Genomic DNA, 21,297 nt, shown 5'->3' on the forward strand with positions numbered 1-21,297 from the left:
TTCTGGCCCACCTCAGGCGTCGGGCTGGGTCCTCTCCGCGGGGCGGCGTAGGAACGGGTGCCGGGTCCGGCGCGGACGGCGCCGCGCCATGCCGCGCCGGATCCGCTCGGCGCGGTAGTCGGTCTCGGCCTGGACGAAGATGGTGTAGTCCATGGTGTCTCTCCTCAGGGGTTCTGGCTCGTCGGTGAGACGAGACTCGCTCCCTGAGGTAGGCCCGCACATCGGGCAGGTGCCTTAGATCGGCTCGGCGGCTACCTCAGTCGCGGCTGCCTCATTCGAGGCGGCGGAGTCGGCGCGCAGGGTGAGCCACAGGCTGAGGCCCAGGTAGTAGACGAGGTAGGCCACCGACCCGGCCACGACGAGGGAGTGCGGGTCCGGCAGCTCGGCCACGATGACGGCGTACGCCGCGAACCACAGCACGGTGAGCACGAAGGTCAGCTGCCACAGCGCCTCGGTGCGGGAGGGGTAGACGTAGCGGATCGGGACGAACACCAGCACCGTGCAGATCAGCAGGATCGCCGCGGTCGCCTCCGTGCCCAGACCCGTGGCGACGACGTAGAACGCGACGATGTTCCAGTAGCTGGGGAAGCCCAGGAAGAAGTGCTCGCCGGCCACGACCGGCTTGGCGTCGGTGCGGCAGAACTGCACGCACGAGGCGAGCAGCGGCACCACCGCGCAGATCCCACCGAAGAGCCCCCCGGGCAGGTAGCCGTTGGCCCACAGCAGCGCCATCGGCGCCAGCACGTAGGTCATGTAGTCGACGATGTTGTCGAGCAGGGCGCCGTCGAAGCCGGGCACCAGCTCCTTGACCCGGAACCGCCTGGCGAGGATCCCGTCGCTGCCGTCCACCACCATCGCGGCGAGGAACAGCCACAGCACGGTCTCGACGTCGCCGCGGTAGGAGTAGTGGACCATCAACAGCGCCAGCACCGAGCCGCTCGCCGTGTAGGCGTGGACTGCGTAGGCGGCCAGCTTGGCGCCGGACATGAGCGGATCTCCTCAGGCGAAAGGGGTGAGCAGGCGGCCACCCAGCCAGACGCTGCTGACCAGCGGGACACCAGGACGATAGGCCAGATGCACGTGGCTGGGCGCATCGAGGACGACCAGATCCGCCCTCCGGCCGGGCGCCACGACGCCGACGTCGTCGCGGTCGAGGGCCGCGGCGCCGGTGGCCGTGGCGGCCCGGACCGCCTCCAGCGGGGTCATCCCCATCTCCCGCACCGCCAGCGCGACGCACAGCGGCAGCGAGCTGGTGAAGCTCGAGCCGGGGTTGCAGTCGGAGGCGAGCGCGACGCGCACGCCGGCGTCCAGCAGCCGACGGGCGTCGGGGTAGGGCTGGCGGGTGGAGAACTCCACGCCGGGCAGCAGCGTCGCGATCGTGCCCGAGTCGCGCAGCGCGGCGACGTCGTCGTCATCGAGGTAGGTGCAGTGGTCGACCGCGACGAGCCCGAGCTCCGCAGCCAGCCGGACGCCCGGCCCGTGGCCGAGCTGGTTGGCGTGCAGCCGGCCGCGCAGCCCGTGGCGCAGGCCCGCCTCGAGGACCGTGCGCGCCTGGTCGACGTCGAAGGCGCCGGCCTCGCAGAAGACGTCGACCCAGCGCGCGTACGGCGCCGCCGCCTCCAGCATCGGGCCGGTCACGAGCTCGACGTACGCCGCGGGGTCGCCCTCGGGCACGACGTGGGCGCCGAGGAACGTGGTCTCCTCGGTGAACTGCCTGGCGACCGCCAGGCTGCGGGCCTCGTCGCGGACGGTCAGGCCGTAGCCGGACTTGATCTCGACGGTCGTGGTGCCCTGGCGTCGCATCTCCTGCACCAGCCGCGCGACGTGGGCGGTGAGCTGCTCGTCGGTGGCGGCGCGGGTGGCCGCGACCGTCGTGCGGATGCCGCCGGCGGCGTACGGCTCGCCGGCCATGCGGGCTGCGAACTCCGCGGCCCGGTCGCCGGCGAACACCAGGTGGCTGTGGCTGTCGACGAAGCCCGGCAGGACCGCGCGGCCGCCGACGTCGACCCGCTCGTCGGCGTCCGGTGCGGCCGCCGCCGGGCCGACCCAGGCCAGCGTCGCCCCGTCGATGACGAGCGCGGCGCGCTCGAGGACCTCGGGGCCGTCCTCGGCGAACGTCGTGAGCTCGCCGATGCCGGTCAGCAGGGTGCTGCTCATGCCCAGATCCTCTCGATGGCGGTGACGAGATCGTGGCCGACCCGTGTGCCGTCGCCCTGCTCGTAGATCACCTGCCCGTCCGCCACGACGTGGGTGACGTCGGCGGCCGTCGCGGCGAAGACGGCGGTGTGGGCGTCCGCGCCGGAGCCGGCCGTGCGCGGGCTCGCCGTGTCCACGGTGACCAGGTCGGCGCGCTGCCCGACCGCGATCGCCCCCGCGTCGGCGAAGCCGAGGCTGGCGTGCCCGGTGACCGTCGCCGCGGCGAGCAGCTCGGCGGCGGCCCAGTGGCCGCGGGTCCGGGTCGCCAGGCGCTCGTCCAGCTCGACGGCGCGCATCTCCTCGAACAGGTCGACCACCGCGTGGCTGTCCGAGCCCAGGGTGAGCGGGCTGCCGGCGTCGCGCAGGTGGCGGCTCGGCCCGACCCCGTCGCCCAGGTCGCGCTCGGTGGTGGGGCACAGGCAGGCGTGGGTGCCGGTGCCGCCCAGGTGCGCCACGTCGTCCTCGGTCAGGTGGGTCGCGTGCACCGCGGTCGTGAGCGGGCCGAGGACCCCGTGGTCGGCGAGCAGCTGCGTGGGCGTGGCGCCGTACGCCGCGACGCAGTCGTCGTTCTCGGCCGTCTGCTCGGAGACGTGGACGTGCAGCGGGCGCCCCGCGCTCGCCTCGACCACCGTGCGCAGCTGGTCGTCGGGGACCGCGCGCACGGAGTGGATGGCGGCGCCGACGACGGTGGAGTCGTCGGGCCGCAGCCGCGCGACCCGGGCGGCCCAGCGCTCGGCGTCGCCGTCGGTGTAGCGGACCTGCGCCCCGCGCGGCGGCGCGCCGAACCCGCTGCTGAGGTAGCAGGTGTCGAGCAGCGCGATCCGGATCCCCGCCTCGCGCGCCGCCGCCACCAGTGCGTGGCCCATCTCGTTGGGGTCGTCGTAGGGCGTCCCGTCGGGTTGGTGGTGCAGGTAGTGGAACTCGCCCACGCTGGTGATCCCGGCCGCCGCCATCTCGCCGTACGTCGCCCTGGCCAGCGCGAAGCAGGAGTCCGGGTCCAGCCGCCCCGCCAGCGCGTACATCTCCTCGCGCCACGTCCAGAACGTCCCCCGCCCCCGTTGCGTCCTGCCCCTCAGCGCGCGGTGGAACGCGTGGCTGTGGCAGTTCGCGAGGCCGGGGAGGGTGAGGCCGGGGAGGCGGTGAGTTTCACCGGGTGCCCGGTGAAACTCACGCTTCTGGGCTGCAGTTGCATGACGCAAGCGCGAGTTTCCTGCCCCCGGCGTGACACCAGTGAACCGGCCCGCCTCGATCGTCACCAGCACGTCGTCGACCACGGCGCCGTCGACCCACGCCCGCTCGAGCAGGTACGACGCCGGGCCGGTCACCGCGCGAGCCGCTCGAGGGTGTCGGCCAGCGCGGAGACGCCGACCAGGCAGTCCGACATCTGCGCCGACTCCGCGGGCGAGTGCGAGACGCCGGTCGGGTTGCGCACGAACAGCATCGCGCTGGGGATGCCGGCGGCCGACAGGATGCCGGCGTCGTGGCCGGCCTGAGTGGGGATCACCGGCCAGTCGCCGCCCTCGTGGTCGGTGGCCACCCGCCCGGCGAGGTCGGCGTCGAACGCCACGGACCCGGACACCGACTCCGTCGTCACCGTCAGCGCCGTCCCGTCGCGACCTGCCCGGTCCGCCCCCTGCTGGGACACCGCCGCCACCAACGCCGAGAGCGCCTCCTCGCTCGGCCCGCGCGCGTCCAGCCACGCGGTGACCCGCGACGGCACCGCGCTCGTGCCGTTGGGAGCGACCTCCACCCTCCCGAAGGTCGCCCGCGCGCCGGCCAGCCGCGCCTGCTTGTTCGCCGCCAGCGCGGTCATCGCGTAGGTCAGCATCGGGTCGGCGCGGTCCTCCATGCCGGTCGTTCCGGCGTGGTTGGCCTCGCCGGTGAAGTCGAAGCGGTAGCGCCCGTGCGGCCAGATCCCACTGGCCACCCCCACCGCAGCGCCGCGCTTGACCAGGTCCCGGCCCTGCTCCACGTGCAGCTCCACGAACGTCGCCACCTCGGCCAACGACAGCGCCGAGCCGTCCAGCCCCACGGCCTCCAGCGCGTCGGGCAGCGGCACGCCGGAGCGGTCGCGCAGCTCGCGCGCCTCCGCCCACGACAGCGCACCGGTGGCCAGCCGCGAGCCGAGGCAGGCCAGCCCGAAGCGCGAGCCCTCCTCCTCGGCGAACACCGACACCCCGATCCGCCGCCCCGGCACGAACCCGCGCGAGCCCAGCACGTCGATCGCGGCCAGCGCCGAGACGACGCCGAGCGGGCCGTCGTACGCGCCGCCGTCGAGGACGGAGTCGAGGTGCGACCCCGTGAGCACCGCCGGCCCCCCGGCCGGGCCCCACCACGCGATCACGTTGCCCACGCCGTCGGCCTCGACCCTCAGCCCGCGCGCGGACGCCTGCTCGGCGAACCACGCCCGGAGCTCGGTCTCGGCCGCGAGGTAGGGCTGGCGGAAGTACCCCCCACTCGCGGCCGACCGGCCCACCGGCGCCAGGTCGGCCCACATCCGCTCGAAGTCGTCAGTCATCGCGCTCCCTCTCATGGCCATACTGGCCCCTGTGGAGTTCCAGGACGTCGTACGGCGCCGCCGCATGGTCCGCCGGTACGCCGACCGGCCGGTCGACGCGGCGATCGTCGACCGCGCGCTGGAGAATGCCACGCACGCACCCAGCGCCGGGTTCAGCCAGGGCTGGGCCTTCCTGCGGCTGGACACCCCCGAGGACGTACGCCGGTTCTGGGCCGCCTCCAGCGACGACATCGAGCACCCCAGCGCCTGGCTGGCCGGGCTGATGACGGCGCCAGTGGTGATCGTGCCCTGCTCGAGCAAGGCCGCCTACCTGGAGCGCTACGCCCAGCCCGACAAGGGCTGGACGGACCGCGCCGAGCCCCGTTGGTCGATGCCGTACTGGCACATGGACGCCGCGATGGCCTCCCTGCTCATCCTGCAGACCGCGACCGACGCCGGCCTCGGCGCCTGCTTCTTCGGCACCGTCAGGGGCCGTGAGCAGCAGCTCCGCGAGGCCTTCGACATCCCGGAGGACTACGACCCGGTCGGCGTCATCACCATCGGCCACCGCCAGCCCGACACCGGCAGCGCCGGCTCGCCCGCGCGGCGCCCGCGCACGCCGTGGACCGAGGTGGTCCATCGCGGTCGCTGGGGGCACTGAGCCAGCGTTCCGCCCCTGGGCCGGCGCCCACAAGCCCCGGCCCGGTGCGGTCGTCTCGCATCCGAGACCCGACGGCAGCGAGTAGCCTCCCGGCCATGTCCTTGAGGGAGGGTGAGCCCGAGCCGTCGCGGGCCGTCGGCAAGCTGCAGGCCCTGGTGCGGATCCCCACCGTGAGCGACCGCGACCCCGACCGGGTCGACACCGCGGCGTTCGACGCCTTCCTCTCCGAGCTCGCCCGTCAGTTCCCGGTGCTGCACGAGCGGCTCGAGCTGACCCGCGTCGACTCCCACGGCCTGCTCTTCCACTGGCCGGGTACGAGCGCCGCGCGGCCCGTGGTGCTCATGGCCCACCTCGACGTGGTCCCGGTCGAGGGCACCTGGCAGCATCCGGCGTTCGGCGGCGACGTCGTCGACGGCAGCATCTGGGGCCGCGGCACCCTCGACGACAAGGGCTCCCTGGTCGCGATCTGCGAGGCCGTCGAGACCCTGCTCGAGCGCGACTTCGTCCCCGCCCAGGACCTCTGGCTCTCCTTCGGCTGCAACGAGGAGGTGTCCGGCACGTCGGCGGTCCTGGCGGTCGAGGAGCTCACGCGCCGCGGCGTACGGCCGTGGTTCGTGCTCGACGAGGGCGGCGCCGTCGCCAGCGAGGCGTTCCCCGGCGTACATGCGCCCATCGGCGTCATCGGCCTGACCGAGAAGGGCGTCACCTCCCTCGAGCTGCGGGTCGAGGGCCGCGGCGGCCACGCCAGCACCCCGACCCGGATGGGCCCGACCGCGCGGATCGCCCGCGCGATCGTGCGGCTCGACCGCGCCCCCATGGCACCGCGGACGCCGTCGCCCACGATCGAGCTGTTCCGCCGCATGGCGCCGCACGGCCCGCTGCCGCTGCGCCCGGTCTTCGCCAACGCCGCCCGCCTCAAGCCGCTCCTGACCCGCGCCCTGCTCGCCGCCGGCCCCGAGACGAGCGCCATGACCCGCACGACGTTCGCGGTCACCACCCTGTCGGGCTCCCCCGCCCTCAACGTCATCGCCGCCACGGCGCGCGCCGGGGTCAACATCCGGATCATGGTCGGCGACACCGTCGCCGACGTGCTCGCGCACGTGCGCGCCGCCGTGGCCGACGACGAGGTCCAGATCGACGTCGTCGAGCGCAACGAGCCGAGCCCGGTCTCCCCCATGGACGGCGCGTTCGAGCTGCTGGAGGCGACGATCACCGAGGTGTTCCCCGACGCCGTGCCGGCTCCCTACGTGATGATGGCCGCCACCGACTCGCGCTTCTTCACCGGGATCTGCGAGCGGGTCTACCGCTTCGCGCCGTTCCGCATGACCAAGGCCCAGCGCCAGTCCATCCACTCCTACGACGAGCACCTGGGCGTCGACGCGTTCGTCGACGGCGTCCGCTGGTACCAGCGGCTGATCGAGAGGATCCCCGGATGAGCAAGGTCAAGGGCCTGGGGCTGATCGTCGGGTTCCTGGTCGCGGTCGAGGTCGCGAGCGGCGTGCTCCAGGGCTACTACACGCCGATCTTCCCGCAGATCGCCGACCACCTCAGCATCAGCGAGGGCGACGTCAACTGGTTCGAGGCGGCCCAGCTGATCGTCAGCGCGCTGTGCGTGCCGCTGCTCTCGCGCCTCGGCGACCTGATCGGCCACCAGCGGGTGCTGCTGCTCTCGACCGCGGTGACGGCGGTGGGCTCGTGGGCGCTGGCGTTCGCGCCGTCGTTCGAGACCTTCCTGATCGGCTGGGCGCTGCAGGGCGCGTACGTCGTCTGGCTGCCGCTCGAGGTCTCGATCATCCACCGCCGCACCCGCGACTCCGGGCGACAGGAGCTGCTCACCCGGCGCGGGGCCGCCGTGCTGGTGGGCGCCCTGGAGCTCTCCGTGATCGTCGGCGCGCTCAGCAGCGGGATCCTCGTGGAGTCCCTGGACATGAACCTGATCCTCGCGGTCCCGGCCATGGTGGTCACCGCGGTGTTCTTCGTGATCTGGGTCGGCGTCGAGCACACCCCGGGAGAGGCCACGGGCGGCATCGACTGGACCGGCCTGGGCCTGATCACGCTGGCGCTGGCGCTGGTCATGGGTGGCTTCGTCGTGCTGCGGCTCGAGGGCGTCGGGAGCCCGGTCGCGTGGCTGCTCGTGCTCGCCGGGCTGGCGGCGCTGGTGCCGTTCTGGCGCTACGAGTCGGGCCAGGCCGAGCCGATCGTCGACGTACGGCTGCTCGCCACCGCGCGCCAGTGGCCGATCCAGGCGACGGCGTTCCTGTTCGGCATCCCCGTCCTGGGCGGGCAGATCCCGCTGTCGACCTTCGCCCAGGCCGACCCGGCCGAGCGCGGCTACGGCCTCGGCGCGGACTCGGCGTTCGTCTCGACGCTCATCGGCGTCTACGTCGTCACGCTGGCGATCGGGGCGTTCACCCTGCCGCTCACCTCGCGCTGGCTGGGCGTACGGCGTGCCCTGATGGTGTCGTGCCTGCTGGTGGCGCTGGGCTACGCGCTGTGGATCCCGTTCCACGACAGCACCGGGCAGGCGCTGCTCAACATGGCGATCGCCGGTCTGGGCTCGGGCGCCCTGGTGGCCGCCCTGCCGGCCGCCGCCGCAGCCGCCGCCCCGCCGGACCGCACCGGCTTCGCCACCGGCATGACCAACGCGACCAAGACCGTCGGCGGGGCCATCGCGTCCTCGATCTTCGCGATCGCCCTGGCCAGCAAGGGCATCGAGGGCGTGACCGAGGCGGAGGCGCCGCTCTCGGGCTACCTCACGGTCTGGGCGGTGTGCTCCGTCGCCGCCCTGCTCGCTGCCCTCTCGCTCCTGGCGGCCCCGAGGCACGCGTTCTCCGACCGGGCCGACCCAACCGACGGGCTCACGCCGGGAGGGCCCGCGCCAACAGCGCCTGCAGCTCGGTGAAGTGCCGCTCGGCGGCGGCCTCGTCGTACGCCGAGGTGTCGGCCATCGTGTAGCCGTGCGGCGCCGGGTAGACCTCGTTGGCCGCGATCAGGCCGTGCTCGAGCAGGGCCCTGCCCAGCGCGTCGACCGCCTCCGGAGGCATCGAGGCGTCCTCGTGGGCGTGACCGAAGACGAACTCGGCGCGCGCCGCGGACAGCCCGAGGTGTGGGCTGTCGGGCTCGTCGGTCACGAGGCCGGCCCCGTGGAAGCCGGCGCAGGCCGTGACCAGCGCCGGGTGCGAGGTCGCGGCGCGCACGGCGAGCCGTGCGCCCATGCAGTAGCCGGTGACCCCGATCGGGCCCTCCGTGACGCCCGGGAGGTCGCGCAGCGCCTGCACGTAGGCGGCGATGTCCGGCACCGCCAGGTCGGGCGTGAGGCGGTGGACCCGGGGCATCGCCTCGGCGAAGAACTCCTCACGCCCGCCCGGCGCCCGCAGGTCGACGCGCGGCGCCAGCTCGGCCACCGAGCCCTCGCGGTAGAAGACGTTCGGCGCGAGCACGACGTAGCCCCAGCCGGCGATCCGGTCGCACATCTCCTGGATCTGCGGCCTCAGCCCGATCGCGTCCATGAAGAGCAGCACGCCGGGGCCGGAGCCGGACGCGGGGCGCGCGAGGTAGGCCTCGGCGGTGCCGTCGGCCGCGGGCAGGTCGAGAAGGTCCATGTCGTCCACGCTAGGGGCGACCGACCCCCTCCTATCCTGGGGGTCGGGGTGATGAGATGCCGGAGCCGACCGACGAGCCCGAACCGGACCAGCGCAAGCGCGACCGCGCCGCCGCCCGCGCGCGCATGGAGCACCAGCACACCTGGGTCGACCAGCAGATCCGCGTCGCCATGGAGAAGGGCGCCTTCGACGACCTGCCGGGCGCCGGTAAGCCGATCCGGGACCTGGGCGCCCACCACGACCCCGACTGGTGGCTCAAGAAGCTCGTCGAGCGCGAGCGCATCGCGGTCCTGCCCCCCTCCCTGCAGCTGCGCAAGGACGACGCCGAGCTGGACGCCCTGCTCGACGGGCTCTTCACCGAGTCCGAGGTACGGCGTGAGGTCGAGGACTTCAACGCCCGCGTCCTGCGGGCCCGCTACTCGCCCCAGGACGGCCAGCCGCCGCTGGTCACCATGCCGCGCGACGTGGACGAGACGGTCACCGCCTGGCACCGGCGCCGCGCCGACCGCCGTACGGCCCGGGCGGCGGAGGTGGCGGCGGAGGCAGCGGCAGCGCCGGACTCCCCGGCCCCCCGCCGTCGCTGGTGGCGGCGCCGCCGTACCTGACGTCCCACCGGGGGCATGAAACTCACGGTGGCGGTGTGAAGCTTCGTGCGGGAAGCGTGAGTTTCACCGGGCACCCGGTGAAACTCACCGCCCGCCACCGCGCGAGAGATCCGTCATACCGACGACGCCGGGCCGCTGATACTTTCCGGGCCATGACCGCGTCACGCAGCGCCAAGGACTTCTTCCGCCCGCTCGCCGTGGGGGCGCCGACCCCGCTGACCGAGATCCCGGCCCGGCCCAGCCGGGCCATCCACTTCTTCGACCCGAGCAACGCCAAGATGGCCGCGAAGATCCCGGCCATGGTCGGGACCGTCGACGTGCTGCTGGGCAACCTCGAGGACGCGGTCAAGGCCGACAACAAGGTCGCCGCCCGCGAGGGCCTGGTCGAGATCGCGACGAGCACGGACTTCGGACCCACCCAGCTGTGGACCCGCATCAACAGCCTCGACAGCCCGTGGGCGCTCGACGACCTGACCACGCTGGTGCCCGCGATCGGCGACAAGCTCGACGTGATCATGGTGCCCAAGGTGCAGGGCGCCGAGGACATCCACTACGTCGACCGGCTGCTCGCGCAGCTCGAGGCGAAGGCCGGCCTGGACCGCCCGATCCTGATCCACGCGATCCTCGAGACCGCCCGCGGCGTGGCGAACGTCGAGGAGATCTGCGGCGCGAGCCCCCGCATGCAGGGCCTGAGCCTCGGCCCGGCCGACCTCGCCGCCGACCGCCGGATGAAGACCACCCGCGTGGGCGGCGGCCACCCCGGCTACCTGGTCCGCGAGGACCCGCCCCGCATCGACGGCGTCGCCAACCTCGAGGCCAGCCGGGCGACGTACCAGCAGGACCTGTGGCACTACACGATCGCGCGCATGGTCGACGCCTGCGCCATGCACGGCATCTACCCCTACTACGGGCCGTTCGGGGACATCGCGGACGTGGTGGCGTGCGAGGACCAGTTCCGCAACGCGTTCCTGCTGGGCTGCGTCGGCACCTGGAGCCTGCACCCGAAGCAGATCGCCATCGCGAACCGGGTCTTCAGCCCCAGCGTCGAGGACGTCGCGCATGCGCGGCGGGTGGTGGCCGCCATGGGCGACGGCACCGGCGCGGTGATGCTCGACGGCAAGATGGAGGACGACGCCTCCCTCAAGCAGTGCCTGGTGATGGTGCGCCTCGCCGAGCAGCTCGCGGAGGTCGACCCCGAGCTCAAGGCGCAGTACGACGCGATCCCCACCCCGGAGGCCTGACATGGACACCGCCACCTTTCGGCCCCGCCGCTCGGTCCTCTACATGCCGGGCTCCAACGCCAAGGCGCTGGAGAAGGCCAAGACCCTGCCCGTCGACGGCCTGATCCTCGACCTCGAGGACTCGGTCGCCCCCGACGCCAAGCCCGACGCCCGTGAGGCGGCCTGCGCGGCCGCAGCCAGCGGCGCCTACGGCCGCCGCGAGGTGACGATCCGGGTCAACGCCGCCGACACCGAGTGGCACGCCGACGACCTGGCGGCCGCGTGCGCCGCGGGCCCGGACGCGATCGTCGTACCCAAGGTCGACAGCGCCGACGCCGTCCGGAGGCTGGTCGACGCCATGGAGAGGCACGGCGCGCCCGAGCGGACCACGCTGTGGGCGATGGTCGAGACCCCGGTCGCGATGCTGCACGCCGAGGAGATCGCGGGCGCCTCCGAGCGACTCACCGTCCTGGTCATGGGCACCAACGACCTGGCCAAGGAGCTGTACGCCGAGCACGTGCCGGGCCGGCACCCGCTGCTCACCGGCCTGTCGCTGGCGCTGCTCGCGGCGCGAGCGACCGGCAAGGCGATCCTCGACGGGGTCTACAACGACGTGAAGGACACCGAGGGATTCCTGGCCGAGTGCCAGCAGGGACGCGAGATGGGCTTCGACGGCAAGACCCTCATCCACCCCGGGCAGGTAGCGGGCGCCAACGCCGCGTTCGCCCCCTCGGACCAGGCGGTCGAGGACGCGCGCGGCGTGCTCCAGGCCTGGGAGGACGGCCGCGGCTCGGGCGTGGTCACCTACCGCGGGCGCATGGTCGAGAGCCTGCACGTGGAGTCCGCGCGCCGCACGCTCGCGATCCACGAGACCATCCAGGCGTTACATCCAGAGGAGTAAAATTTGTCCGGATAACGATGATCTGGATCACTACCTTACGCAGAGCGGACAAAAAGTCCTCGCGTAGGTGTTTCAAGGGGGTCACCGCCGGGCAACTCTTGGGTGACACTTCTTGAAAGGGTGGTTATCTCCATGGTTGTACTCGGTCTGATCCTCCTCATCATCGGCCTCGTCGCGAGCATCCCGGTGCTCACGACGATCGGCGCGATCCTGCTCGTCGTCGGGCTGATCCTGAACCTGGTCCCGATCGGCGGTTCGCGTCGTCGGGTCTTCTGACCCAGCTCCACCCTGCGAGGACCCCCGGCCTGCTGGCCGGGGGTCCTTTGCGTCTCTGGGGGCAGGTCGCGGCTTCCTCAGTCGGTGTCGCGGCGCAGCTTCTCGTCCAGCCACAGCTTGACGCTGCCCGCGACGCCTGCGAGGTCGTGGACGAGCTTGCCCAGGGAGTCCTGGGTCTGCTGGAAGGCCTCGGCGTAGCTCGCCGCGGCCGCCCTGGCGGCGTCGCTGACCTTGGCCTGGTCGTCGGTGCTGCGGCGCGGGTAGTCGCCCGCGAGGAAGCGGGTGTACTCGCCGGAGTCCACCCAGCGCCGGAGCTCGGCGGCGCGGACGACGGCGAAGGGGTGGGTCCGGTTCTCGACGAGCAGCAGCTTGAGCACCGAGTCGCGCAGGTCGACGGCGTCGAGGTACTCCTGGCCCTGCGCGAAGAACGAGGTGGTGTCCAGCTGGTCGAGGTGACCGCCGCTGGCCAGCTGCATGTGCACCCGGAACGCCGTCGCCGGGTCCTGCGTGGCAAGCAGGCCGGCGCGGTCGGCCGAGAGCTCGGCCTTGCGCGACCACTCGTAGAGCGCGGCCACGATCGCGCGCACGCCGAGCGCGCCCAGCGGGAGGCTGTTGAGCACCCCGGTCAGCTGCAGCAGCCGCTGGAGGAGGGTCTGGTAGACCGCGTGGCCGCTGACCGCGTGACCGACCTCGTGGGCGATGACGAAGCGCAGCTCGTCCTCGTCGAGCAGGTCGACCAGCCCGGAGTTGAGCACGATGAACGGCTTGTTCATGCCGACGGTCATCGCGTTGGGGATCGGGTTGGCGGCGACGTACAGCTCGGGGACCTCCTGGACGTCGAGGACCCGGGCCACGTCCAGCAGCAGGTGGTGCAGCGTCGGGAACTGCCGCTCGTCGACGCGCACCGACGACCCGAGGAACACCAGCCGGAACGCCCGCTCGTTGAACATCCCGGACACCGCCTTGAGCACGGTGTCGAACCCCTTGAGCCGCCGCAGCGCGACCAGTGCCCCCTGGTCCGCGGGGTGCTCCCACGCCCGGGAGCTGATGTCGGTCAGAGTCGCCCGCGACCGGGCCGGCTGAGAGGTCACGGCGTCACTCTGTCACGGGCGGCCGGTCGCTGCGGTGGCTTGTAACTCACCGTTCGTGCTTCTACCGCACCCTTGCAAGGGTGCGGTAGAGGTCGTCACGGTGAGTTACAAGCCGCGCCCCGACGCCCGCCGCGGCTCCGCCATGGGAACGCGGACGCCCCGGTCGGCGGCGACGTCGACGGCGCGGTCGTAGCCGGCGTCGACGTGGCGGATGACGCCCATGGCGGGGTCGTTGGTGAGGACCCGCTCGATCTTGGCGGCGGCGAGGTCGGTGCCGTCGGCGACGCAGACCTGACCGGCGTGCAGGGAGCGGCCCATGCCCACGCCACCGCCGTGGTGGAAGGACACCCAGCTGGCCCCCGACGCGGTGTTGACCAGCGCGTTGAGGACGGCCCAGTCCGCGATGGCGTCCGAGCCGTCGAGCATCGCCTCGGTCTCCCGGTACGGCGAGGCGACCGAGCCGCAGTCGAGGTGGTCGCGCCCGATGACCACCGGGGCGGAGAGCTCGCCCGACGCGACCATCTCGTTGAAGCGCAGCCCCGCCAGGTGCCGCTCGCCGTAGCCCAGCCAGCAGATCCGCGCGGGCAGCCCCTGGAACGCGACCCGCTCGCCGGCCATCGTGATCCAGCGCCGCAGCCGCTCGTTGGTGGGGAACAGCTCCAGGACGGCGCGGTCGGTGGCCGCGATGTCGGCGGGGTCGCCCGACAGCGCCGCCCAGCGGAACGGCCCCTTGCCCTCGCAGAACAGCGGCCGGATGTAGGCCGGCACGAACCCGGGGAAGTCAAAGGCCCGCTCACAGCCGCCCTTGCGGGCCTCGTCGCGGATCGAGTTGCCGTAGTCGAACACCTCGGCACCCCGGTCCTGGAAGCCGACCATCGCGCGCACGTGCGCCGCCATCGACTCGCGCGCACGCGCCGTGAAGCCGGCGGGGTCCGCCGCCCGCTCGGCTGCCCAGTCGCCGACCGACGTACCGACGGGGAGGTAGTACAGCGGGTCGTGGGCGGAGGTCTGGTCGGTCACGATGTCGACCGGTACGTCGGCCGCGAGCATCCGGGGCAGGATCTCGGCCGCGTTGCCGAGCAGCCCGATCGACAGGGCCCGGCGCTCGTCGCGCGCCGCGACCGCGAGCTCGACTGCCTCCTCGATGGACGAGGCCCGGACGTCGAGGTAGCGGTGCTCGATGCGGCGCGCGATGCGCTCGGGGTCGCACTCCACGCAGATGACCACGCCGTCGTTCATCGTCACCGCGAGCGGCTGCGCACCGCCCATGCCGCCGAGCCCGGCGGTCACGGTGATCGTCCCGGCCAGCGTGCCCCCGAACCGCTTGTCGGCGACGGCGGCGAACGTCTCGAACGTGCCCTGGAGGATGCCCTGCGTGCCGATGTAGATCCACGACCCCGCCGTCATCTGGCCGTACATCGTGAGACCGAGGTCCTCCAGCCGGCGGAACTCCTCCCAGCTGGCCCAGTCCCCCACCAGGTTTGAGTTGGCGATCAGCACGCGCGGTGCCCACGGATGCGTGCGCATCACCCCGACCGGCTTGCCCGACTGCACGAGCATCGTCTCGTCGTCCTCGAGCGTGGTCAGCGTGCGCACCAGGGCGTCGTAGGCCTCCCACGACCGCGCGGCCCGGCCGGTGCCGCCGTAGACCACGAGGTCCTCGGGCCGCTCGGCGTTGTCGGGGTCGAGGTTGTTCATCAGCATCCGCAGCGGCGCCTCGGTCTGCCACGACCGCGCGGTCAGCTCGGTGCCGCGGGCGGCCCGGACGGGCAGGCGGGGGTTGTCGCTCATGCGAGCTCTCCGATCACGTCATGTACGGCGCTCAGGACCGCGCCGGAGCCGACCAGCGCCACGGCGGCCTCGATCTCGGGTGACAGGTGCCGGTCCGGACCCGGCCCCTCGACCCCGTGCGCCCGCAGCAGCCGTACGACGGCAGCGGTGGCGGGCGCCGGCGTCAGCGGGGCGCGCAGGTCGAGCGCCCGGGCCGCGGTCATGACCTCGATGGCGACCACGCGGGTCAGCCCGTCGACGGCGCGGCGCAGCTTGCGCGCCGCCGCCCACCCCATCGAGACGTGGTCCTCCTGCATGGCGCTGGAGGGGATCGAGTCGACCGAGGCCGGCACCGCCAGCCGCTTCAGCTCCGAGACGACGGCGGCCTGGGTGTACTGCGCGATCATCAGCCCGCTGTCGACGCCCGGGTCGTGCGCGAGGAACGGCGGCAGCCCGTGGCTGCGCGCCCGGTCGAGGAACCGGTCCGTGCGGCGCTCGCTCATGCCCGCCACGTCGGCCGCCACGATCGCGAGGAAGTCCAGCACGTAGCCGACCGGCGCGCCGTGGAAGTTGCCGTTGGACTCCACGCGCCCCTCCTCGCCGGGCACCGCGAGGACGACCGGGTTGTCCACGGCGCTGGCCAGCTCACGCCCGGCGACCACCGCGGCGTGCTCGACGGTGTCCCGCGCGGCGCCGTGGACCTGAGGGGCACAGCGCAGCGAGTAGGCGTCCTGGACCTGGTGGCAGTCCGGCCCTCGGTGCGAGGCGACGATGCCGGAGCCGCCGAGCAGCCGCAGGAGGTTCGCGGCGGAGCGCGCCTGGCCCGGGTGCGGCCTGATCGCCTGGAGCTCCGGGGCGAAGACCCGGTCGGTCGCGAGCTGGGCCTCGACCGACATGGCGGCCGCGATGTCCGCCGTACGCAGCAGCAGGCGCAGGTCCGACACGGCGAGCGCCAGCATCCCCAGCATCCCGTCGGTGCCGTTGATCAGCGCGAGACCCTCCTTGGCCGCCAGCTCGACCGGCGCCAGCCCGGCCGCCGCCAGGGCCTGCGCCGCGGGCATCGGTACGCCGGAGGCGTCACGCACCGTGCCCTCGCCGATCAGCGCCAGCGCGCAGTGCGACAGCGGGGCCAGGTCGCCGGAGCAGCCGAGCGAGCCGTACTCGTGCACGACCGGTGCGATGCCGTGGTTGAGCAGGTTTGACAGGAGCCGGGCGGTCTGGACCCGGACGCCCGTGTGGCCGGTCGCCAGGGTGGACAGGCGCAGCAGCATCAGGGCCCGCACGACCTCGCGCTCGACCTCCGGGCCCGACCCGGCCGCGTGGGAGCGGACCAACGAGCGCTGCAGCGGCGCGCGCAGGTCGCTCGGGATGTGTCGGGTGGCCAGCGCGCCGAAGCCGGTGGAGATGCCGTAGGCGGGGGTGGGCGCCGAGGCGAGGCGCTCGACCACCTCGCGCGCACGAGCCAGCGCCGACAGGGCCGCGTCGCCGAGCACCACCGGGGCGCCGTGCCGGGCGACGGCCACGACGTCCTCGATGCTGAGGGGACCGACCTCGACCACGACCGGGGAGCTGCTCATGCCGCCATCCAACGCCCGGCGCCGGCGCCGCGACAGCCCCGGGCGAGGTGCGAGCGTCTCGGATCCGAGACGAGACCCACGTGGGTGTACGCATGTTCACTCAACGGCGTGGGTAACTCCACCTCGTTACGCTCGTTGACCCCTGAACCGTTGTCGGGCACGGGGCCCCCCTCCCCCTCAGGAGTTCCCATGAAGCGATCCCTCCGCATTCCCTCCGCCGTGGTGGCGCTCGGCCTCGCGGCCGCCCTGACCGCCGCCGGCCCGACCACCTCGGCCGCACCGGCGCCCGCCGCGGCCGCCAAGCCGGTGCCGACCGACTTCGCCCTCTTCGCCTCCGGCTTCGGCAGCCGGGCCAGCGGCGGGCAGGTGCCGGTGGGCTCCGGCGACGCCACCGCGTACTCGGTCATCGGCTGCACCAACCGGGCCGGCGTCGCCCGTGGCAACTTCGTGGAGGACACCGCCCTGCCCGGCCTCGGCACGCTCAGCGGGATCCGCACCCGACTCTGGACGGCCAAGAAGGGCCGCGTCGTCTCGTCGTACGCCACCCAGCGGGTCGCCGAAGTGGTCATCGCGCAGGGCGGGCTCGGCTCGCTCACCCTGGAGGGCGTGCGCTCGCAGGCGCGGGCCTTCCATGACGGCCGCCGCTATCGCACCGAGACCCGGTCCAGCGTGGCGAGGATCGTCTTCACGCCGGCCGCCGGGGACCCGCAGGTCCTGGACCTGCCCGCGCCCGGCGACCCGGTCGTCATCCCCGGCCTGGCGACGATCCGGATCGGGAGCGGCGTCACCAAGAGGCTCGCCAACGGCGTCCAGGCCACCACCGACGGCATCGACATCTCGGTGCTGCCCACCGCCACCCGCACGACGATCGCCCACGCCAGGGCCAAGATCCAAGGGGGCGCCAACTTCGGCACCTTCCGCGGCTTCTCCGCCGGCATCCGCGCCACTGGCCTCGACGAAGCCGTCAAGGTCGGGCGCACGCCGCTGGCGATCCTGCCCTGCCCCGGCACGAAGGGGAAGCAGCTGGGCAACTCCACCGCCCGGGTCGGCATCCCCGACGTGCTCAGCGCGCGGACCCTCAGCACCCGGCAGATGGGCCGCCAGACCCAGCGACGCGCGACCGCCTACGAGCAGGGCACGGTCGGGCGCGTGGTCGCGGCTGACGGCGCGGTGATCCTCAACGGCGTGGTGGGCCGCGCCAACGTGACCCGGGTCGGCGACCGGCTGATCCGCAACGCCAAGGGCAGCCGCATCGGCAACCTGGTGGTCAACGGCGAGGCTCAGGAGTTCCCCGAGTCCGGCGTCATCGAGATCCCGGGCGTGCTCAAGATCCAGCGGGGCGTCGTGCGCCGGATCAAGAACGGCCTCGCGGTCGTCGGCGCCCGCCTGACGCTGCTCGACGGCTCCGGCGCGGTCATCGACCTGGGCGTCGCCGAGCTCCAGATCCGCCGCTGACCCCGAGTCTGCCCGACCCGGCGCGCCAGGTCGGGCAGACTCCTGGCATGCCCCAGGTGCCCGCAGCCACGCGCACGCTGCGGGTCCTGCGCTACCTCGCCAGCCAGCCCGACCCGGTCCCTCTGGAGCACATCAGCCGGGCCTGCGGCCTCCCGCGCAGCACGGCGTACCACCTGCTGGCGGCGATGGTGGCCGAGGGCTTCGTGGTCCATCTCCCCGAGGAGCGGCGCTACGGCCTGGGCCTCGCCGCCTTCGAGGTCGGCAGCGGCTACTCCCGCCAGGCCCCGCTCCAGCGCCTCGCCCGGCACCCGCTGGCCGCGCTCGTCGACCGGACGGGTGAGTCCGCCCACCTGGCGGTCCTGCACGGCCGCGACGTGCTCTACGTGCTCGAGGAGCGCGCCCCTGCCCGGCCCTCGCTCGTGAGCGACATCGGCGTCCGGCTGCCCGCACACCTCACCGCCAGCGGCCGGGCCATGCTGGCCGCGCTGCCGCCCGCCCAGGTCCGTGCCCTGTATCCGGGGGCTGCCGACTTCGTCGACCGCACCGGCCGCGGTCCGCGCACGCCCGCGGCGCTGCGCTCGCTGCTGAGCGAGGTACGCCGGGCCGGGCACGCGACCGAGGACGGCGAGGTGACGCTGGGCCTGTCCAGCGTGGCGGCCGCCGTCCTGGACCACAACGCTCACCCGGTGGCCGCCGTCGCCCTGACCTACCCCGGAGCACGGGCGGGGCTCAGCGAGGAGGTTCGGTCGGTCGCGGTGTCGCTGACCCGCCGGATCGGCGGGCGTGACGTCGCGCCGACTCGCCCGTTGGTCCCTCGACAGGAGCCGCCCCGTGGGTGATCCTGTGGCCACCCGACCCAGGAGAGCTGATGCGCCGCACCGATCCCCGATCTCGCCGTCAGCTCATCTGCGCGGCCGTGGCCTCCGGGGCGCTGCTGGTCGGGGCACTGCAGTCGATGCCGTCGTTCGGGCACCGGGAAGGCACGCTGCGCGCGGAGTACGACGCCCAGCGCGCGAGCGCCCTGCGAGCCGCGCTGGAGTCGCTGCCGCACGTGGACCCGCCGGGCACCCCGCCGCACTCGCACGACGACCCGGCCACGAAGAACGCGGTCTCCCGGGCCGGTGAGGCCGGCGCGGACACCCAGGACCCGACCACCGCCGACGAGCGCCGCGCCAACGCGGCCTACGCCGCCGCCCAGCGCCGCCTGCCCGACCCCAAGCTCACCCGGGTCTCCCTCATGGGCAAGCGCACCCCGCTCCCGCAGACGCGCTACGCGATGGCCGGGGGCTGCTACGCGATGCACTCCGTCACCGGCCGCTACGTCACGCGCACGTCCTCCGGGCTGGCGCTGCGCAACGTCCGGCGCGCCAAGGCGGCGCCGTTCTACTTCAAGGCCACCGATCTGGGCAGCTATCTGGTCTACGGCGCCAAGCGCGACTTCCTGGCCCGGGTCGCCGGCGGGGGCGCCGGGCTGGCCGCCTCGCCCAGCCCCGAGGCCGACTGGACCGTGCGCAGGCCGGGGCGTCACTTCACCTTCTCGCTCGGCGGCGGCCGCCACCTGCGCATCACCGACGGGCGTCTCGACGTCGGCACCGCTCCGACCGGCTTCCGACTCGAGCGCGTCAAGGGCTGCGCGGCCTATCCCGAGTCCGGCATCGACATCACCGGCAACCCGCACGGCGGCGTCTCCTCGATCCAGGAGGTGCGCGGCTTCGTCGATGCCCACACCCACGGCATGGCGTTCGAGTTCCTAGGTGGCGAGGCCCACTGCGGCAAGCCCTGGGACCGCTACGGTGCGCCGTACGCGCTGGTCGACTGCGAGGACCACCGGGTCACCGGCGGCAACGGCTCCCTGCTCGAGACGGTGCTCTCCGGCGAGCCCAGCCACGACCCGGTCGGCTGGCCGACCTTCAAGGACTGGCCGGCCCCCGACTCGCTGACCCACGAGGGCACCTACTACCGGTGGATGGAGCGCGCCTGGCGCGGCGGACAGCGGCTCTTCGTCAACCTGCTGGTCGAGAACAACAAGCTCTGCGAGATCTACCCGCTCAAGCGCAACTCCTGCGACGACATGGACTCGATCCGCCTGCAGGCCCGCCAGATGCGCAAGTTCCAGGACTACATCGACGCGCAGTACGGCGGCCCCGGCAAGGGCTTCTACCGGATCGTCACCGACCCGTTCCAGGCCCGCAAGGTCATCAACTCCGGGCGCATGGCGGTGGTCATGGGCATCGAGACCAGCATCCCCTTCGGCTGCACGTTCAAGCAGGTCGGCACGCAGGACGTCGCCGCGTGCAGCGCGGCCGAGATCGACCGCCAGCTCAATGAGGTCCACCGGATGGGCGTGCGCCAGATGGAGCTGGTCAACAAGTTCGACAACGCCTTGGCCGGGGTCGCCGGCGACGCCGGCACCACCGGCGTGATCGTCAACGCGGCCAACTTCCTGGAGACCGGGACCTTCTGGAACATGCGCCACTGCGAGCCGGCGGACGGGGAGAGCCACGACAACGCCCAGTACGCCGTCCCGGAGATCGACGCCCAGCAGCAGGACGCGCTCTTCGGCGCGATCGGGCAGGTCTTCGGCGGCATCCTGCCCGCCGTGCCGGTGTACGGGCCGCCGGCCCACTGCAACGCGCGGGGCCTCACCACGCTCGGCGAGCACACCATCGCCGGCCTCGCGAAGCGCCGGATGATCTTCGACCCCGACCACCTCAGCGTGAAGGCCCGCAAGGCGGCGGTCGACCAGGTCGACCGGATGAACTACCCCGGCATCATCTCCAGCCACTCCTGGTCCACGCCGGACACCTACCCCCGCATCTACAAGCTGGGGGGCTTCATCACGCCGTACGCCGGCGACTCCACCGGGTTCGTCGGCAAGTGGCGGCGCCACCTGGGGTGGGCCGACAAGCGCTACTACTTCGGCTTCGGCTTCGGCGCCGACATCAACGGGCTCGGCGCGCAGGGCGCCCCACGTGGGGCGGCGGTGGCCAACAAGGTGCGCTACCCCTTCCGCGGGCTGGGCGGCGTCACCGTCAAGCGCCAGCGGGCCGGTGAGCGGGTCTTCGACATCAACCGCGACGGCGTCGCGCAGTACGGCCTGTACCCCGACTGGGTCGAGGACCTGCGCAAGGTCGCCGGCCGACAGGGATCGGCCATCGTGGACGACATGTCGCGCGGCGCCGAGGCCTACCTGCAGATGTGGGAGCGCGCCGAGGGCGTCCGTGCCGACTCGTGCCGCAACCCGGGCCTGCGCAAGGGCGTGGCGAAGGCGAAGCGCCTGGTCCGCCCCGGCATGACGACGCGCGCCGTGATGCGCGCCGTCGGCCAGCCCTACCAGCGTCTCGGCGCGACGTACCGCTTCTGCGCGAAGACCTCGACGAAGCGCAAGGTCGTCATGACGGTCACGTTCAACCGCGCGGGACGAGTCGTGCGGCTGCGCTGACGCG

19 protein-coding genes are annotated in these 21,297 nt (G+C 73.2%); 10 read left to right on the plus strand and 9 right to left on the minus strand.

Annotated features, from left to right (window positions below; translation table 11 throughout):
• Window positions 1-12 precede the first annotated feature (12 nt).
• From LQ940_RS20320 to LQ940_RS20340, 5 genes are all read right to left on the minus strand, one after another.
• A complete protein-coding gene (locus LQ940_RS20320; protein WP_231241820.1) occupies window positions 13-153 on the minus strand; it encodes a hypothetical protein in 141 nt (46 codons plus the stop codon).
• A gap of 81 nt (window positions 154-234) precedes the next feature.
• Entirely contained in the window at window positions 235-987 is a 753-nt protein-coding gene (locus LQ940_RS20325) for a CDP-alcohol phosphatidyltransferase family protein (protein WP_231241821.1), read from the minus strand.
• A 12-nt stretch (window positions 988-999) separates the two neighbouring features.
• A complete protein-coding gene (hutI, locus tag LQ940_RS20330; RefSeq protein ID WP_231241822.1) occupies window positions 1,000-2,157 on the minus strand; it encodes an imidazolonepropionase in 1,158 nt (385 codons plus the stop codon).
• Window positions 2,154-3,521, minus strand: a complete 1,368-nt coding sequence (locus LQ940_RS20335; RefSeq protein ID WP_269217219.1) for a formimidoylglutamate deiminase — start codon at window positions 3,519-3,521, stop codon at window positions 2,154-2,156. The genes hutI and LQ940_RS20335 overlap by 4 nt, the downstream gene beginning before the upstream one ends.
• Window positions 3,518-4,714 carry an allantoate amidohydrolase gene (locus LQ940_RS20340; protein ID WP_231241823.1) on the minus strand — a complete coding sequence of 399 codons (1,197 nt, stop codon included), beginning with the start codon at window positions 4,712-4,714 and terminating at the stop codon, window positions 3,518-3,520. The genes LQ940_RS20335 and LQ940_RS20340 overlap by 4 nt, the downstream gene beginning before the upstream one ends.
• Window positions 4,715-4,745: 31 nt before the next feature.
• Between LQ940_RS20340 and LQ940_RS20345 the strand changes: the two genes are divergently transcribed.
• The 3 genes from LQ940_RS20345 (at window position 4,746) to LQ940_RS20355 (ending at window position 8,256) form a co-directional block, all read left to right on the plus strand.
• On the plus strand, window positions 4,746-5,354 hold the full coding sequence (locus LQ940_RS20345; RefSeq protein ID WP_231241824.1) for a nitroreductase family protein: 609 nt from the start codon (window positions 4,746-4,748) through the stop codon (window positions 5,352-5,354).
• A gap of 95 nt (window positions 5,355-5,449) precedes the next feature.
• Window positions 5,450-6,790, plus strand: a complete 1,341-nt coding sequence (locus LQ940_RS20350; protein WP_231241825.1) for a M20 family peptidase — start codon at window positions 5,450-5,452, stop codon at window positions 6,788-6,790.
• Entirely contained in the window at window positions 6,787-8,256 is a 1,470-nt protein-coding gene (locus LQ940_RS20355; RefSeq protein ID WP_231241826.1) for an MFS transporter, read from the plus strand. Before LQ940_RS20350 ends, LQ940_RS20355 begins: the two co-directional genes overlap by 4 nt.
• Here the strand turns inward: LQ940_RS20355 and LQ940_RS20360 are convergent.
• Window positions 8,213-8,956: a dienelactone hydrolase family protein gene (locus tag LQ940_RS20360; RefSeq protein WP_231241827.1), complete on the minus strand. Its 744-nt coding sequence runs from the start codon at window positions 8,954-8,956 to the stop codon at window positions 8,213-8,215. The genes LQ940_RS20355 and LQ940_RS20360 overlap by 44 nt on opposite strands.
• Before the next feature lie 56 nt (window positions 8,957-9,012).
• Here LQ940_RS20360 and LQ940_RS20365 point away from each other — a divergent pair, with 56 nt between their 5' ends.
• The 4 genes from LQ940_RS20365 to LQ940_RS20380 all read left to right on the plus strand — a co-directional run bounded on the left by LQ940_RS20365 (window position 9,013) and on the right by LQ940_RS20380 (window position 11,958).
• Window positions 9,013-9,561: a J-domain-containing protein gene (locus LQ940_RS20365; RefSeq protein ID WP_231241828.1), complete on the plus strand. Its 549-nt coding sequence runs from the start codon at window positions 9,013-9,015 to the stop codon at window positions 9,559-9,561.
• Window positions 9,562-9,713: 152 nt separating this feature from the next.
• Window positions 9,714-10,802, plus strand: coding sequence for an HpcH/HpaI aldolase/citrate lyase family protein (locus LQ940_RS20370; RefSeq protein WP_231241829.1), 1,089 nt, complete (start codon window positions 9,714-9,716; stop codon window positions 10,800-10,802).
• A gap of 1 nt (window position 10,803) precedes the next feature.
• The gene (locus LQ940_RS20375; RefSeq protein WP_231241830.1) at window positions 10,804-11,682 is read left to right on the plus strand and encodes an HpcH/HpaI aldolase/citrate lyase family protein; all 879 of its coding nucleotides are present in this window, start codon (window positions 10,804-10,806) and stop codon (window positions 11,680-11,682) included.
• 132 nt (window positions 11,683-11,814) lie between these two features.
• Window positions 11,815-11,958, plus strand: a complete 144-nt coding sequence (locus LQ940_RS20380) for a hypothetical protein (protein WP_231241831.1) — start codon at window positions 11,815-11,817, stop codon at window positions 11,956-11,958.
• Window positions 11,959-12,035: 77 nt separating this feature from the next.
• On the opposite strand, the gene LQ940_RS20385 is transcribed toward LQ940_RS20380, so the two are convergent.
• The 3 genes from LQ940_RS20385 to hutH all read right to left on the minus strand — a co-directional run bounded on the left by LQ940_RS20385 (window position 12,036) and on the right by hutH (window position 16,396).
• Complete coding sequence (locus tag LQ940_RS20385; protein ID WP_231241832.1) at window positions 12,036-13,049, minus strand: M48 family metallopeptidase; 1,014 nt, start codon at window positions 13,047-13,049, stop codon at window positions 12,036-12,038.
• A 105-nt stretch (window positions 13,050-13,154) separates the two neighbouring features.
• The gene (gene hutU / locus LQ940_RS20390; protein WP_231241833.1) at window positions 13,155-14,840 is read right to left on the minus strand and encodes a urocanate hydratase; all 1,686 of its coding nucleotides are present in this window, start codon (window positions 14,838-14,840) and stop codon (window positions 13,155-13,157) included.
• Window positions 14,837-16,396, minus strand: coding sequence for a histidine ammonia-lyase (hutH, locus tag LQ940_RS20395; protein WP_231241834.1), 1,560 nt, complete (start codon window positions 16,394-16,396; stop codon window positions 14,837-14,839). Before hutH ends, hutU begins: the two co-directional genes overlap by 4 nt.
• Before the next feature lie 189 nt (window positions 16,397-16,585).
• On the opposite strand from hutH, the gene LQ940_RS20400 reads away from it, so the two are divergent.
• Genes LQ940_RS20400 through LQ940_RS20410 form a run of 3 tightly spaced genes read left to right on the plus strand, consistent with a single transcriptional unit; the run spans window position 16,586 to window position 21,293 of the window.
• The gene (locus LQ940_RS20400; RefSeq protein WP_231241835.1) at window positions 16,586-17,851 is read left to right on the plus strand and encodes a choice-of-anchor P family protein; all 1,266 of its coding nucleotides are present in this window, start codon (window positions 16,586-16,588) and stop codon (window positions 17,849-17,851) included.
• A 47-nt stretch (window positions 17,852-17,898) separates the two neighbouring features.
• Window positions 17,899-18,690 carry an IclR family transcriptional regulator gene (locus tag LQ940_RS20405; protein WP_231241836.1) on the plus strand — a complete coding sequence of 264 codons (792 nt, stop codon included), beginning with the start codon at window positions 17,899-17,901 and terminating at the stop codon, window positions 18,688-18,690.
• Window positions 18,691-18,719: 29 nt separating this feature from the next.
• Window positions 18,720-21,293, plus strand: a complete 2,574-nt coding sequence (locus LQ940_RS20410) for a hypothetical protein (RefSeq protein ID WP_231241837.1) — start codon at window positions 18,720-18,722, stop codon at window positions 21,291-21,293.
• Window positions 21,294-21,297: the final 4 nt, after the last annotated feature.

It is taken from the genome of Nocardioides sp. cx-173, from assembly GCF_021117365.1.
GTDB lineage: Bacteria > Actinomycetota > Actinomycetes > Propionibacteriales > Nocardioidaceae > Nocardioides.